This window comes from Ruegeria sp. C11 (assembly GCF_056537725.1).
This window is the reverse complement of sequence record NZ_JBQFSB010000011.1, coordinates 106534-121720: the sequence shown is the minus strand read 5'-3', so window position 1 is coordinate 121720 and position 15187 is coordinate 106534. Positions and strand designations below refer to the sequence as shown.

The 15187-nt window shown below is 58.6% G+C and carries 11 protein-coding genes; 7 read left to right on the top strand and 4 right to left on the bottom strand.

Going from position 1 to position 15187, the window contains the following annotated elements:
* Positions 1-223: 223 nt before the first annotated feature.
* The 3 genes from ACR0NA_RS18350 to ACR0NA_RS18340 all read right to left on the bottom strand — a co-directional run bounded on the left by ACR0NA_RS18350 (position 224) and on the right by ACR0NA_RS18340 (position 4148).
* A complete protein-coding gene (locus tag ACR0NA_RS18350; protein WP_480731422.1) occupies positions 224-1543 on the bottom strand; it encodes an aspartate aminotransferase family protein in 1320 nt (439 codons plus the stop codon).
* A complete protein-coding gene (locus ACR0NA_RS18345; protein WP_480731420.1) occupies positions 1540-3060 on the bottom strand; it encodes a trimethylamine methyltransferase family protein in 1521 nt (506 codons plus the stop codon). Before ACR0NA_RS18345 ends, ACR0NA_RS18350 begins: the two co-directional genes overlap by 4 nt.
* A 110-nt stretch (positions 3061-3170) precedes the next feature.
* Positions 3171-4148, bottom strand: coding sequence for a LysR family transcriptional regulator (locus ACR0NA_RS18340; RefSeq protein ID WP_480731418.1), 978 nt, complete (start codon positions 4146-4148; stop codon positions 3171-3173).
* 162 nt (positions 4149-4310) lie between these two features.
* Here ACR0NA_RS18340 and ACR0NA_RS18335 point away from each other — a divergent pair, with 162 nt between their 5' ends.
* From ACR0NA_RS18335 to ACR0NA_RS18310, 6 genes are all read left to right on the top strand, one after another.
* Positions 4311-6704, top strand: a complete 2394-nt coding sequence (locus ACR0NA_RS18335) for a GcvT family protein (RefSeq protein WP_480731416.1) — start codon at positions 4311-4313, stop codon at positions 6702-6704.
* Positions 6701-9115 (top strand): GcvT family protein, encoded by a 2415-nt coding sequence (locus ACR0NA_RS18330; RefSeq protein WP_480731414.1) that lies wholly within the window; start codon positions 6701-6703, stop codon positions 9113-9115. Before ACR0NA_RS18335 ends, ACR0NA_RS18330 begins: the two co-directional genes overlap by 4 nt.
* A 9-nt stretch (positions 9116-9124) precedes the next feature.
* Positions 9125-9889: a sulfotransferase-like domain-containing protein gene (locus ACR0NA_RS18325; RefSeq protein WP_480731411.1), complete on the top strand. Its 765-nt coding sequence runs from the start codon at positions 9125-9127 to the stop codon at positions 9887-9889.
* A 199-nt stretch (positions 9890-10088) separates the two neighbouring features.
* Positions 10089-11048 (top strand): ABC transporter substrate-binding protein, encoded by a 960-nt coding sequence (locus tag ACR0NA_RS18320; RefSeq protein ID WP_480731409.1) that lies wholly within the window; start codon positions 10089-10091, stop codon positions 11046-11048.
* A 66-nt stretch (positions 11049-11114) separates the two neighbouring features.
* Positions 11115-12170, top strand: coding sequence for a quaternary amine ABC transporter ATP-binding protein (locus ACR0NA_RS18315; RefSeq protein WP_480731407.1), 1056 nt, complete (start codon positions 11115-11117; stop codon positions 12168-12170).
* Positions 12167-13660 (top strand): ABC transporter permease, encoded by a 1494-nt coding sequence (locus tag ACR0NA_RS18310; RefSeq protein WP_480731405.1) that lies wholly within the window; start codon positions 12167-12169, stop codon positions 13658-13660. The genes ACR0NA_RS18315 and ACR0NA_RS18310 overlap by 4 nt, the downstream gene beginning before the upstream one ends.
* Positions 13661-13776: 116 nt before the next feature.
* Here the strand turns inward: ACR0NA_RS18310 and ACR0NA_RS18305 are convergent, their stop codons facing one another.
* Positions 13777-14541, bottom strand: a complete 765-nt coding sequence (locus tag ACR0NA_RS18305) for a nuclear transport factor 2 family protein (RefSeq protein WP_480731403.1) — start codon at positions 14539-14541, stop codon at positions 13777-13779.
* Between the two features lie 180 nt (positions 14542-14721).
* Here ACR0NA_RS18305 and ACR0NA_RS18300 point away from each other — a divergent pair, with 180 nt between their 5' ends.
* Entirely contained in the window at positions 14722-15099 is a 378-nt protein-coding gene (locus ACR0NA_RS18300) for a winged helix-turn-helix transcriptional regulator (protein ID WP_170653025.1), read from the top strand.
* Positions 15100-15187: the final 88 nt, after the last annotated feature.

Here is a 15187-nt window from a genome sequence, read left to right as displayed (position 1 = left end):
GCACCTGGGCAACATATTCTCTGCAAATCCCAGCTTGCGCGCCATGTCGATAGGCCACACGCGATCCTTGGGCGCACACCTGCCATCGTGTAAGGTTTTTTAAGGATCGCACTATTGCACTGAACTACATCGCAGACGAAAGATCGAGCGGCTTTCACAACCTTTATATGGGCTAATCACGCGGCTGGCCCTTCGCGGATTGACGAGTGTTGCACATACCACATCAGTTATTAGCCATGGCAAAGGCGCGGTCCAGCCCTTCGGCCACATGTTCCACATCGTCTATCGACAGGCACATAGGTGGCACCATGCGCAGACAGGATTGATATGCGCCCGATTTTGAAAGAATGATTCCGCTTTCTCGCGTCGCCTCGAAGACAGCGGCTGTGGTTTGTGGGTCGGGTTCTTTGGTCTTGCGGTCCTTGACCATCTCGATGGCCAGCATCAGCCCGCGTCCGCGCACATCGCCGATGACCGGGTACTTGTCCTTCAGCACGTGCAGGCGTTTCAGCAAAGCGGCCCCAACGTCGCGGGCGTTTTCGCGTACTTTGTCCTCTTTGATCACTTGCAGAACTGCCCTTCCTGCCGCGCAGGAGGTCGGATTGGCACCGTAGGTGTGGAACATGAACTTCTCGGCCATAGGTGCCGCGATTTCCTTGCGCGCAACAACTGCGCCCAGCGGAAAACCGTTCCCGATGCCCTTGGCCATGACAACGATATCCGGAATGACGCCATCTGCCTCAAAACCCCACATGTGTTCACCGGTGCGCCCGAACCCGGATTGCACCTCATCAGCGATATAGAGTCCCCCGGCTGCCCGCACCCGTTCGGCGGCACCGGTCATGTACCCCTTGGGCATTTCGACGATGCCACCATAACCCTGCACGCTTTCCACAAAAATCCCGGCGACGCTGCCGGTTGTCGCGGCGTGAATGGTACGCTCGATCTCGTCCAGATAGGGCTGTGCGCCTGCGTTTTCGCCAAAGATGCCGCGATATTGATGCGGGTCAGGCACAAAGGCGACATTGCCCGGCATCCCCGGGTGGCGCCAGCCCGAAATACCTGTGATCGATTGGGCCGCAGCCGTCGGGCCATGATAGGCCGAACGCAGCGCCAGCAGATCAAGGTTGCCTGTATAGCTGCGCGCCATGGTCATGGCGAGGTCAACTGCCTCTGAGCCGGAATTGGTAAAATGCACCACCCATTCGATGTCACCGTTCGGGTTGGGCATGGTCGCAGCCAGTTCCTCGGCAAAATGCGCGGGCACAGGATGGTAGAACATGGTGGTACAATGGGTCAGTTCCTGCGCCTGTTCCATAGCCGCGGCGACCACCTTGGGATGGCTGTGCCCAACCGAGATACAGACATTCATGCCCAGAAGGTCGGTGTATTTACGCCCTTCAACATCCCACAGGTACTGCATCGATCCCTTCTTGAATACCATTGGCTCTTTGAAGGGGACGAACTTGCGTTGGCTTGCGGCATAGAAGGTGTCGCGCCGCCGGGCGGTGTCGTTCAGGGTCCAGTCGGTTTGCTTGTTCATGGCTGTTCTCCTTCGATTTCCCGGCTACGGCGGGCGACGAATTCATCAAGGGCTTCGCGGATTCCGGCCTCCATGGCCGGGGCTTTATAGTCTTCGATTAGCTGTTTCACGCGGGCGCTGGCACGGTCATGCTGCCAATGGGCGCCCTCGGCAGCCCATTGTTCGTAGGTGCCGTTGTCGGACATGTCGCCCATCCAAAAGGCGGTTTCGAAATTGTCTTGTGTGTGCTGCGCGCCAAGGAAATGGCCGCCCGGTTCCACCTCGGTAAAGGCCTCCATCGCCTGCGCGCTTTCCGAAAAGTCGACGCCCTGAACAAAGCGCTGCATCGCCGCGCAGCGATCGGCGTCCATGACGATCTTTTCGTAACCGGTGGTCAGCAACCCTTCGAGGCAGCCCGTGGCATGGATTATGAAGTTTACTCCAGCCAACGCAGCCCCCATCAATTGGGCCTGACTTTCATATCCCGCCTGCGCATCCGGCACTTTGGATGCTGTAAGCCCACCGACCGAGTGGAATGGCAGGCCCAGACGATCCGCCAGTGTTTTGGCGCACATCTGGAACTGGGTTCCTTCGGGCGTGCCGAATGTCGGTGCACCGGTCTTGAGGCTGATGGGCGAGAAGAACGTGCCGAATGCGGCAGGTGCACCGGGGCGAATGATCTGGATCAGCGCGACCGAGGCCATCACCTCGGCCAGGACCTGCGCCAGCGTCGCAGCAACGGAAACCGGCGACATCGCGCCCCCCAGCACGAATGGAGAGACCACCGTGCACTGCCCTGCCCGCGCGTATTCCTTCAGCGCCCACAGCATGGTCTCATCCATCACTAAAGGCGCGTTTGTATTAACGACGGAATAGAGTACGCAGTTCTCGTCGACGAAATCGGAACCCATGGCGATCTTGCACATTTCGATCGTGTCGCGGGCACGCTCCGGCGCGGTCACGGCCCCCATGAAAGGTTTGTCGTTCATGGTCAGATGGGTGTGGGCCATGTGCAGATGGCGCAGCGGCACGGGAACATCAACCGGCTCCACCACCACGCCACCGGAATGATTCACGGCGCCCAACTGATGGTGCAGCTTGGTAATACTCTGGAAGTCCTCAAGAGTGGCGTAACGCCGCCCGTTTTCCATGTCGTGCACAAAAGGCGGGCCGAAGCTTGGGGCATAAACCTGAGCTTGCCCGCCGATCTGGATCGATCGGTCCGGATTGCGAGCATGTTGAGTGAAGACAGGCGGCGCGGTTTTGATCTTGTCGCGGCACCAGCCAGGATCGAACCGTACCCGCTCACCCTCGACCCGCGCACCATGTGCCTTGAACAGGTCCAGCGTGTCCGGGTCGCCGCGAAACTCCATACCGATCTCATCCAGAATCTGGTCGGCATTGCGTTCGATGATGGCGATGGCTTCGTCATCAATCAGACTGACCAATCCAATTCGGCGCATCACGTAGGGGGCAGACATGGCTCCCTTGGCGGCCCTCGCCTGCACGCGCGATTTGCGGCCTGAGCGACGTGACATGTTGTGCCTCCCGAATTCCTGTTGGACATGGCACAGATGCCCGTGCCGGTCCTGTGAATATGCACCGGAAACGGGGCGCGAACAGGGGGAGAGGTGCTTGATCGGAAATCCTAATGATCGGGATTAGCACCAGTGTGGTACGTGATCTGATCCGCGATATCAGGAAATCGGCGAGTAAAGTGTTCACGCAGAATACCGGCGCATTGATGGGCCAGACGGACCGGGATGTCGCCCAGATCCCCTTTGCGCGACACAACCTGGATACCGCGTTTGAACCCGGAAAATGGCAATGGAACAATGCGCAGCGGCATTCCTTCGGCGACCCCATCAATCAAAAGCGACGGCGTCAGAATCGCAAAGCACTTGCCCGTCACCACTCCGGCAACGACCATCGACGACCGATCCGCCTCAATCGCGCGGGGCAGATGCAGGCGGCAGCGTTGTAGATGCTGATCCGTGCGTCGCCCCACCGGTGTAAGTGCTCCGAAACGTACCAGAGATAGGTGTTCTGAGATTGCGTGGATGTTATCTTCAGGCCCGTCATAGCCTTCTGGCAAAACTAAAAAAAACGGTTCTTCCAGAACAGGATAAGTGTCGTAGTCGTCACTCATCATGAACAGTTCCGAAGTGACTGCCACATCGATTTTGCGCGCGTTCAGCGCGCTTTGGTGATCGTTGGCAAGACCTGCAGAAAGGATTAGTTCAGGAACCCGCAATTCATGCTCAACAAATTCAAAAAGGCCCGGAGTCAATGTCGTTGCTGTAGATGCCAGCAGACCGACTCGCAGTATCGGTAGTGCGGTTGCATTCAGATGACGCAGGTCGGATTTCAGATCGTCGATCTCATTGAGAATGCGATACCCGTGCCGTTGCACGGCCTCTCCCGCATGGGTCAGACCCAGCGGCCTGCGCGAACGGTCCAGCAGCGTGACACCAAATGCGGTTTCGAGGTTTTTCAGATGTTGCGAAGCTGCCGATTGAGTGATCCCAAGGGCATTTGCCGCCGCCGTCACGTGGCGCATGTCCGCCACGGCCATGAAGACTTCGATCGCCCGGAACAGATTGATTTCCACCTCGTTGCGCGCCATTTGCCCCTCGAATCCCCATAGACCGCTGTAATGACATGAAACGCGCAGGGCGGAACAGGCGCAAGCTCTGCTTATCATTAGTTGTGGTTATGATGTTTGGTCGCACTTGATCCTGGTCTCATCGCAGAGAACATGATCGGAAGACAGGGAGGAGTTCCGGGAATGGCAGGAACCATCATCATCGGCGGCGGCGCAATCGGGCTGAGCCTGGCCTATCATCTGGCCTCAGCCGGAGCGAGAGACGTCCAATTGCTGGAGCGCAACCAACTGACGTCCGGGACCAGTTGGCATGCCGCCGGGATTGTTGGCCCCCTGCGCGCCACACCGAATATGACCCATCTCGCCATGTATGCCGGCACGCTGTTCCCTAGACTGGAAAAAGAATGCGGTCTGTCCACCGGCTATCGCCAAACCGGTGGCTATTGGCTGGCCCGCGATCCCAACCGAATGGATGAGTTGCACCGGATCGCATCGCTGGGCCGTCACCTCGGGCTGACCCCTGCTATCGTAGGGCCGGATGAGGTCGATGTCCCCGGCCTCAACCCCGACGGGTTGGTGGGGGCCTTGCGAGTCGAGGAAGACGCCAATGTGAACCCGGTGGATCTGTGCATGGCCTATGCCAAAGCTGCGCGCGCCAAGGGTGTACAGATCCGCGAAGGGGTGCAGGTCGACCGGCTGCTGGTTGAGGCAGGCCGGATCAAGGGCGTTGCGCTGGCCGACGGATCCGAGTTGCTGGCCGACAGTGTGGCGCTGTGTGCCGGAGCGTGGTCAAAGAAGCTTTCTGATGCGGCAGGGGTGGCTCTGCCGCTGCAGGCTGTTGAGCATATGTATGTCGTCACCGAACCGATGGCCGGGCTGCCCAATCCCTATCCGGTTCTGCGCGATCTGGACCGTGGGTTCTACGTCAAAGGGGACGCGGGCAAGCTGGTCATCGGCGGTTTTGAACCGAATGCGAAATGCTGGGATGCCTTTGGCCCCGAGGGTGATCGCCCGTTTCTGGAGATGCCCGAGGATTGGGATCAGTTCATGCCTTTCATGGAAGGCGCTTTGGAGTTGATCCCGGCATTGGCCGAAACCGGCATCCAACACTTCATGAACGGGCCGGAAAGCTTTACCCATGACACCCGCCCACTAATCGGCCAGACACCCGAAGTGGACGGGTTGTACGTTGCGGCCGGTATGAACTCGGTCGGTGTCATGTCCTCGGCGGGCGTCGGGCGGGTCCTCGCCGACTGGATGATCGAGGGAGAAGCACCGATGGACCTATGGGAGGTCGATGTGGCGCGGGTCGATCCATTGGCCGCTGCAGCCAGCCATATAGAAACCCGCATGCAAGAAGCAGTGAGCGACGCCTTTGCCCTTCACTGGCCTTTCAAGCAACCGAAAGCCGGGCGCGGCCTGCGCAGTTCCGCCTTGCACGACAAATGGGCCGCCGAAGGGGCTGAATTCGGCCTGACCGCAGGCTGGGAACGTGGGCTGTGGTACGCACGGGACGACAGTGAACGTGCTCTGCCTTATTCCACCGGTGAACAGTCGTGGCAGGAGATCGTGCACCGCGAAGCCGCAATCATGGCGCATGGCACGGCGCTGCTCGACCTGTCTCCGTTCGGGAAATTCGACATCCTCGGACCGGACGCACTGACGTTTGTACAATATCTCGCCACTGCGAATATGGACGTCGCGCCGGGACGCGCGGTCTATACGCCGCAGCTGAACGCGCGGGGCGGGGTTGAGGCGGATGTCACATTGCTGCGGCTCGGGCCGGATCACTTTCGCATGGTGTCAGGAGCTGCGACCCGACAAAAGGATTTGGCGTGGCTCAGGCGGCACGGCGCGGGCCGTGATGTGAAGATCCGGGACGTGACCGAAGACGAGGTGGTGATCGGTGTCATGGGTGCCGGGTCTCGCGACACGCTGGTGGCACTGTCTGACGCGGATTGGCTAAGCTTTCCGTTTTCGACCGCACGAGATGTCACGGTGGCGGACGTGCCGTGCCGCGCGCAGCGGGTGAGTTTTGTGGGCGAGCTGGGGTGGGAACTTTACATTCCAGCACAGCTGGGCGGTTCGGTGTTTGATGCGCTCAAAGCACAAGGCGCGCGCCCGATGGGTCATTTCGCGCTGGATGGCTGCCGGATAGAGAAAGGGTTCAAGCACTGGGGTCACGATCTCGGGCCGGATATCTCTCCGCTGGAAGCCGGGCTGGGATTTGCAGTGGACTGGGAGACCGATTTTCTGGGCAAAGAGGCACTGGCTCGGCAGAAGGCAGACGGTCTTCGACGTCGCGCCGTGATTTTCGAGCTGCCTGACAAACCACTTATCCTGCATGACGAACTGATCCTTGAAGACGGTCGGGTGGTCGGAGCGACCACCTCGGGTGCGCGGGGGGCACGCACCCGCAAGACCTATGCTCTGGGGCTGGTCGAGATCGCCGTCGGAGAGACTCTGTCCCAGACCTGCACCCGCAGCTTCACCGTTGATGTGGCAGGCACACACTATCCGGCGGTCCCGCTAATGCGCCCGCCATTTGACCCAAAGAACGAACGGATGAAATCATGACAGTCACGCAAGCTCAGGTCTTGATCATTGGCGGCGGTGCTATGGGAGTATCGCTGATGTATCACCTGACCAAGGCGGGTTGGTCGGACGTGGTGCTGACGGAAAAGAACGATCTCACCCACGGATCGACATGGCACGCGGCGGGCTTGTGTACGCATTTCGCCCATAACCCAACCATTCAGGAACTGCGCGCAACCTCGGTTCGGCTGTACCGCGACATCCTGCCGGAAGAAACCGGCGGCACCTGTGGCTTTCACCGCTCGGGCGCGATGCGGATCACCTCGAACCCGGACCGAATGGACGAGTTTGCCCATGTTGCCGGGCTCAGCCGATTCACTGGCTATGACCTGCAGATGTTGACCCCAGAAGACGTGGAACGTCTGCACCCGTTGGCCCGGACCGAAGGGCTGCTGGGCGGAATTTACGAGCCCGATGACGGGCATGTGGACCCGTCGCTGGCCACCAACGCCATGGCGCAGGTGGCGCGCAAAAACGGGGCGACGATCCTGCGCTACAACCCGGTGACCTCGATCCGCCGCGAAGGTGACCTTTGGGTGGTCGAAACCGAAAAGACCACGATCCACGCCCGTCATCTGGTCAATGCCGCGGGCACCTGGGGGTGGGAAATCGGGCATATGATGGGGCTGAACATCCCCTCGGTTCCTGTTCTGCACCAGTATCTTGTGACCGATACGGTGAACGCGGTGGCTGACCGTATCGCGGCTGGCTTGCCCGAACTTCCGATGATCCGCGACCCCGAGGAAAGCTGGTATGTGCGGCAAGAGCGCGACGGGCTGATCCTTGGCCCCTATGAAAAGAACGCCGAGGCCTGGTCGATCGACGGCTGCCCGCCTGATTTTGGTGCTGACCTAATGCCGCCTGATCTGGATCGGGTCGAAGACATCATCATGATGGCGATGGCGCGTATTCCAGCACTGGAAACAGGCGGAGTGAAATCGGTGGTGAATGGCCCAATCACCTTCACGCCTGACGCTAATCCTCTGATCGGCCCCGCCCATGGGCTGCCAAATGCTTGGCTGCTCACCGGGTCGTCGATGGGCGTGATGGAAGGCGGCGGTGCGGGTTGGTTCCTGTCCCACTGGATGACCCATGGCGCGCCGCCAATGGATGCGCTGGCCGTGGACAGCCGTAGGTTCGGCAGTTGGGCCGACCGCGACTATCGTGTGCAGAAAGCCATCGAGTGTTTTGGCCTGCAATTTGGTGTGCATTACCCGCACGAAGAACGTCCCGCCGCACGCGGCAAACGCCTGTCACCGATTCACAATCACATGATCGCGCGCGGTGCCGTGATGGGCGCAGCCTATGGGTGGGAACGGCCCAACTGGTTCTCGGAAACACAAAGCGACGAGGCAGTGCCGAGTTTCCGCCGCTCGAACTGGTTCGGCCGCGTGGCGCAGGAATGCGAGACGGTTGCCAGCAATGTGGGTTTGGCCGACATGTCGGTCTTCTCCAAATTCGACGTGACTGGCCCGGATGCCCGTGCCTTTGTGGACAGTATCGGCGCAAATCGCGCGCCCAAAACCGGGCGCATCGGCCTGACACATGCGCTTACGCCGGCAGGTGGGACGCAATCGGAATTCACCGTCAGCGTACTCGCCGAGGACCACATCTATCTGACATCTGCCGCTGCGGCGGAAGAGATGGATGACGACCTGTTGCGCGCTAGTGCCGAAGGTTTTGACGTCACCATCAGCCGCGTGACCGAGGATTTCGGTGTGCTTGGCCTGATGGGGCCTAAATCGCGGGACGTTCTTTCGAGGCTTACCGATGCTGATCTGGGTGCCGGATTCCCATGGCTATCCGTGCGTGAAATCGACGTGGCCGGAATTCCGGTTCGGGCACTGAGAGTGTCTTATGTCGGCGAGCTCGGCTGGGAATTGCATGTGAAATCCGCACACATGCTTGCCCTGTTTGAAGCGCTGGAAGAGGCCGGGCAACCGCATGGTCTGGGCTTTTTCGGAGCCTATGCGATGAACGCGATGCGGTTGGAAAAAGGCTACCGTGCCTGGGGGGCGGACTTCACCACCGAGCGCACACCGGCGGAAACCGGTGCCGGGTTCATGATCAAGATGGATCATGACTTCATCGGAAAGAACGCTTTGGCTGAACGCATGAAGGCCGAGGATCGCTGGGACATGGTGCTACTGGATTTGGATACCACCGATTTGGATCCCTACTACGCCCATGGCGTCTATCAGGGAGATCGCGTTGTCGGTATAGTCACCTCGGCAGGTTTCGGGCATCGCACCGGCAACACCCTTGCGCTGGCGTATCTGCGCGACCGATCCGCACGTGACGGATTGAGCGTCGAGGTTCTGGGACAGCGTCGTAGTGCTTTGGTCCTTGACCAGCCGCCGTACGACCCAGGAAATAACCGTATGAAAAGCTGAGGTCTGCCCATGTCTGCACATCCGATCTTCGTGCTCTGGGCACATCCCCGCTCCATGTCCACCGCGACCGAGCGGATCATGCGGGAACGGGGAGATCTGGACTGTGCTCATGAGCCCTTCATGTACGACTACTATGTGCATCGCAAAATAAGGGTGATGCCGCATTTCGACATGCAGGAAGGCCACCCTACGCGGTACGAGAATATTCGTGACATGCTGTTATCACGCGCTTCAACCCGGCGCGTCTTTTTTAAGGACATGGCTTATTATGTATTGCCCAGAATCCTTGAGGATGAAGAGTTTCTCAACCGTCTGACCCATGGGTTTCTGTTGCGCGATCCGGTGGCCTCGATTGCGTCTTATCACCGGCTTGATCCCGAGGTGACCCGCGAAGAGATCGGGCTGGAGGCGCAACGGAGTCTTTTTGACGGGATCGTGGCGGCGACCGGACAAGCTCCGCCGGTCATCTCGGCCGAGGATATGCGCGCTGATCCCCGCGGGGTGATGGGGGCACTCTGGCAAAGGTGGGGTCTGAGCCCGGCAGATCACGCGTTTGACTGGCAAAGGGAGGTGCCAAGTGACTGGGGGCAGGTTGAAGGCTGGCATGGCGATGTGAGTCAGGCGAAAGGTATCCGCCCGATGGATGCGGACGAACGCCGGCAGCAGCTCGACCGCTTTGAAGCGCAGGCCAAAACGGCGCCGCAGTTACGCGAATATCTCGATCACCACCTTCCGCATTACCAGACACTGATGGCGAAAAAGCTGAGCAATTAATGGCAGGTTTGCCGACTTAGCACCCGTTCTTCGCCGGGTTCTATTGGTATGCGACCTGCCCAACAGACCAGCCCATCCGCCATCGCTTTCGCCCTGTGCTAATAGGCTCAATCAGTTTCCCTAATCATGCAAGAAAGGACGATACAAAGCGGCGTTTTTCATCAAGGCTCCCCCCATCCAAAACTGGAGGAACCAACTCATGAAACGCAAAGCTATGCCCTTTGCTGCCGCTGCTTTGGGGCTCGCTCCGCTGGCTGCTGCTGCCGCCGATGTGGTCATTCCGGACCCCAACTATGCCTCGGGTCGGGCCACGGCCTATGCCGTCAAGGCGATCATCGAAGAGGCTTTGGGGCTTGAGGTCGAGATGGTCACGACCACAGCCGTCCCGGTGATCTGGGAAGCCATGGCCCGCGGCAATGGCGAGATAGACATCTGGACTGAAACCTGGCTGCCGAACCAGTCGGGTCTGGCCGAGAAATACATCACAGGAGAGAAGTCCGTGGTGTTGTCCGGCAATCCGTTCGATGCGGTGCAAGGCTATTGTGTAACCGGCGAGACCATGGATGAGCATGGAATCAAATCGGTCTATGATCTGGCAAATCCGGCCAATGCCGCCTTGTTTGACACCAATGGTGACGGCAAGGGCGAAATCTGGATCGGCCCGCAGGGGTGGCAGTCGACCAATACCGAAACGATCCGCGCCCGAGACTACGGCTTCGCCGATTTCTTTGAGCTGCAATCCACCGACGAGGCCGTCGCAACTGCGGGTCTGGACGCAGCATCGAAAGCGGGCAAACCCTGGGTCGGTTATTGCTATGGTCCACATCAGAACTTTGCCACCTATGATATCCGCCTTCTGGAAGAACCGCCCCACGACCCGGCTGCGTTCGTGATGGTTCAGCCGGCGGTTGACCCGGACTGGCAGGCCAAATCCAAAGTCGCCTCGGCCTATGCAGACACCAAGGTGCATGTCAGCTGGTCCGCCACACTGGCTGGACGTCAGCCCGCGCTGGTGCCATTGCTGGAAAACATTCAGCTGTCCGCCGAGGATGTGAATGCCTGGTCTCTGGAGATTGTTAACGGGGCTGAACCCGCCGATATCACCTCGGCCTGGGCCAAGGAAAATACTGCCAAGATCGCGGGCTGGATGGCCCAGTAAACCTTAAATGGGGCGGCGCATAGTCGCCCCACGGGCTGCGGATTCGGTAAGGTAGAAGGGATGGCCATGACCGATGACACCGTAATCGAACTGAACGGGGTGTGGAAGATTTTCGGGGAACGGGCGGCCGAAGCTATGGTGGCCGCACGTAATGGCAAGTCCAAACCCGAAATCCTCAATTCCTATGGTTGTGTGCTGGGCGTATCCGACGCCAGCCTGAGCGTGCAAAGAGGCGAGATTTTTTGCGTTATGGGCTTGTCTGGATCGGGCAAATCAACCTTGGTCAGGCACGTGAACCGGCTTTTGGAGCCTACTGCAGGCGAGGTCAGGATCGAGGGTGAGGATATTCTGGCCAAGTCCGATTCCGATCTGCGCGATATGCGGGCCACCCGTATAGGCATGGTGTTTCAGAATTTTGGTCTGTTGCCGCATCGTTCGGTGCGGGAAAACGTATCCCTGCCATTGGAAATTCAGGGGGCATCCCTGAATGAACGCTACGAAAGTGCCGAAGCAGCGTTGGCCAAAGTGGATCTGGCAGGTTGGGGGGATCGCCTGCCCTCCAGCCTCTCGGGCGGTATGCAGCAGCGCGTCGGGCTGGCCCGAGCGTTGGCGGCTGATCCGCCGATCCTGTTGATGGACGAACCGTTCTCGGCGCTTGATCCACTGATCCGGCGGCAATTGCAGGATCAGTTCATGCATCTAAGCCGTGAGATGGGCAAAACCACCATGTTTATCACCCACGATCTGGATGAGGCGATCCGGATCGGAACGCGGATTGCGATTATGAAGGACGGGGCCGTTGTGCAAATCGGCACTGCCGAGGAGATCGTTGCCAACCCGCAGGATGAATATGTGGCTGATTTCGTGGCCAATATCTCTCGCCTGAATGTCGTACATGCGCACAGGATCATGGAACGGGTCGACGAATGGTCCGCGCGCCACCCCGATCATCCCCCTGTGACAGAATTCCCGGTCGCGAAGACCGAAATGACCCTATCGGACCTGATCAACCTGGCGGTCGACGCCAACAGCCCAACAGCAGTCAGGGATGGGCAGGGTAAAATCGTGGGCGTGATTGATCAGGCGCAGCTTTTGCGCGGTATCAAGGGGGAAGTGGGATGAGCAAGGCGCAACAGTATGATTTCACCACTTTGGTCGCCACCTTCACGGCCCGCAACAGTGCCTACTATGGCGATGTCTTCAATCGGGTGGCCGACACGCAGGGACTGGCGCTGATCCCGAACCTGTACGCTGGTCTGCTGGGCCCGATCTGGCTGGGCGCTCGGGCACTTTGGGCTGCTTTCTGGCCAGCCTTCGTGATTGAGATTTTTGCCATAGTGCTGATCGGAGTGGGTGTGTTTGGGGATCTGGGTGGTGATGCCATTGCACGTGCGGATCGGCTGGCTGCTCAGGCGGCAGATCGCATGGCGGCGGCAGAAGCGGCGATTGCAAGTGGCAACAGTCTGGGGGAAAGCATGAAAGCTTCGGCTGAAGCCATTGCCGAAGCCGCCGAAAAAGCGCGGGGCGAGGCGGATGCCGCACGCGCCGATGCGCCTCTTTACATCTTTGGCGGTCTGGCCTTGTTGCTGGCCGTCCGTGCGGCGATTGCATTGCTTGGCAACGCGGCTTTGGCGGCGCGGTTTCGTCAATGGCGTGGCGCGCCCGAGTTGCCTCACGGTCTACCACCGTTGCGTATCGCCTTTGCGGCCCTTCTGGTGGCGATTTGCTATCCTCTTGCGGTTTACCGATTTTCCACCAGCAACACGCCAAAATGGCTTGAGGTTTTTCCCGCCGCCACGGATTTCCGCAACGCGGTGTCTCAGGCGATTGACGGCGGTGTCGCCGCCATTGCCGATAATCTGACTTGGTTGTTTTCCGGCGTCACGGCAGTAATCAACGGAGCTTTGAGCCTTATGGAAACCGCGCTGGTCGTGACGCCGTGGCCGATTGTCATGATGGCTGTTCTCGCCATTGCATGGCAGGTCTCTGGCCGCCGCGTGGCGATCTTCTCGGGCGCTGCACTGGCTTATCTCGCGTTTCTGGGTTTTTGGGAAAAGAGCATGGCAACAGTTGCCCTGTTGGGCACAGCGGCCTTTCTCTGCGTCGTAATCGGTATTCCCATTGGCATCTGGTGCGGACGCAAACCTAAGGCTTACGCCTATGTTCGGCCGGTACTGGATTTCATGCAGACCATGCCCGCCTTTGTATATCTGATCCCGGTCATCGCTTTCTTCGGCATCGGTAAACCTCCGGGAATTATCGCGACGTTGGTCTTTGGGATGCCTCCTGTCATCCGTCTGACCGCACTGGGGATCGCCGGGGTTCCGGATGACATCCGCGAAGCCGCGACTGCGTATGGGGCAACCAGGCGGTTCCTGCTGTTCAAAGTAGATCTGCCGCTGGCCATGCCGTCAATCATGACCGGTGTGAACCAGACGCTGCTGATGTGCCTGTCGATGGTGGTGATCGCCTCGTTGATTGGAGCCAAGGGTTTGGGCGAAGACGTACTGAGCGCGCTGCAATATGCCGCCGTGGGACAAGGGATTCTGGCCGGGCTCGCAATTCTGATGTGTGCCATGGTGCTGGATCGGATTGTGCAGGGGCGAAACTAAAGCGTCGCAGGAATGGGAAAACACTTTGCAAACTACTTTGCGTGTTGCGGTCTGTTCGAGGCCCAGTCCTTTAATTGGCGGGCCCGCAAACTCCGGCCCGCCAATACTCCTGTGTTTCAGAACTTACCGTTCTCATGCGCCATTTCTGCAGGGGTGGGCGAAACAACGTCCCAATGCTCGACGATCTTGCCGTCCTCAACGCGCCAAAGGTCGAAGAAAGCCCATGGTTTCTCGCTGACTGTGGCATCTGAGGCGACAAAGACAAAGTTTCCTTCTGCCACCACGATCTGCGGTTCGAACTTGGTAATGACATTTCCTTGTTCGGCCCAAGCTTTGGTGCCCTCCATCAAGCCATCAATCCCATCGGCCAGCATTGGATTGTGCTGCATGTAGACCTCAGAATACATGGGAGCTTTTTCCGGCGCGCCACCACCTAAGACGTCGCGCACAAATCCCAGAACCAACGCCTTGTTCTCTTCGGTTTTATCGAGATCGCTGATCTCGGTCGCTCCATCGGTCATACCACGGCCAGAGACCGTCGTTTCAGGAACTGGCTGCAAATTGTCCCAATGCTCTGCAACTTTGCCATCCTCCACCCGGAATATGTCAAACGCGGCAAGGGTCGGCGCGCCAAAGGCGTCTGCGTTATCAAAAGTGCTGTGCAGAACCACCAAATCGCCTTCGGTGATGACCCTATGCGTGGTTGCGGTCATTCCGGATTGTTCGACCAAAGGTATCAGGCCAACTAATCCGTCGGCTCCGGTCGGGACCTGTGGGTTGTGTTGGATGTAATCCGGGGTAACGAGTTGCCGTGCAGCTTCCGGGTCGTGATCGGCAAAGGCAGCGGTAAAGAGCGCGATTACAAGTTCTTTAGGAGACATAGCATATTCCTTGATTCGTATCCTCTCAATACGTGGTAGCAAATACATACTACATTGCAATTACGTACTTAAAACTGACTTGGTATGCTCAACACTACTGCCATATAGATCAGGGTGTTGTGCAAAAGACGATGCATAGCTATGATGCCTCCTAGTTTCGAAACAATACCAGAGACTGATATGCTACCTGTGGGTGTTGCCAACAAAGCAGAAGCCTCCAACTGCTCAATCCGCTCCGTGCTATCTAATGTGACCGGCAAATGGCGGATGATCATCATCCTCGCGCTGGAGGATGAGCCAAAACGCTTTGGCGACCTAAAACGCTGTATCGGAGACATCACGCAAAGCGTGCTTACCGAGAACCTGCGTGGATTACAGCGCGACGGTTACTTGACCCGCACCGTCGATCCCGGGCCCCCGGTGGCTGTATCCTATGAATTGACGCCTTTGGGCCGAAGCTTACTCGAGATGCTGAAGCCACTCGTCTTCTGGTCGCATGAACAGATGGATGAAGTCAGACAATTTCGCATGCAATTTGACCGTGAGCAGGCGAGTTGATTTCAAGTCGGACCTAAAAATAAGAACTTCTACGGGCGGCTTTGTCGGCGAAATGTAAATTCGCCAGCCCAGTAAATGTTGCACCTGT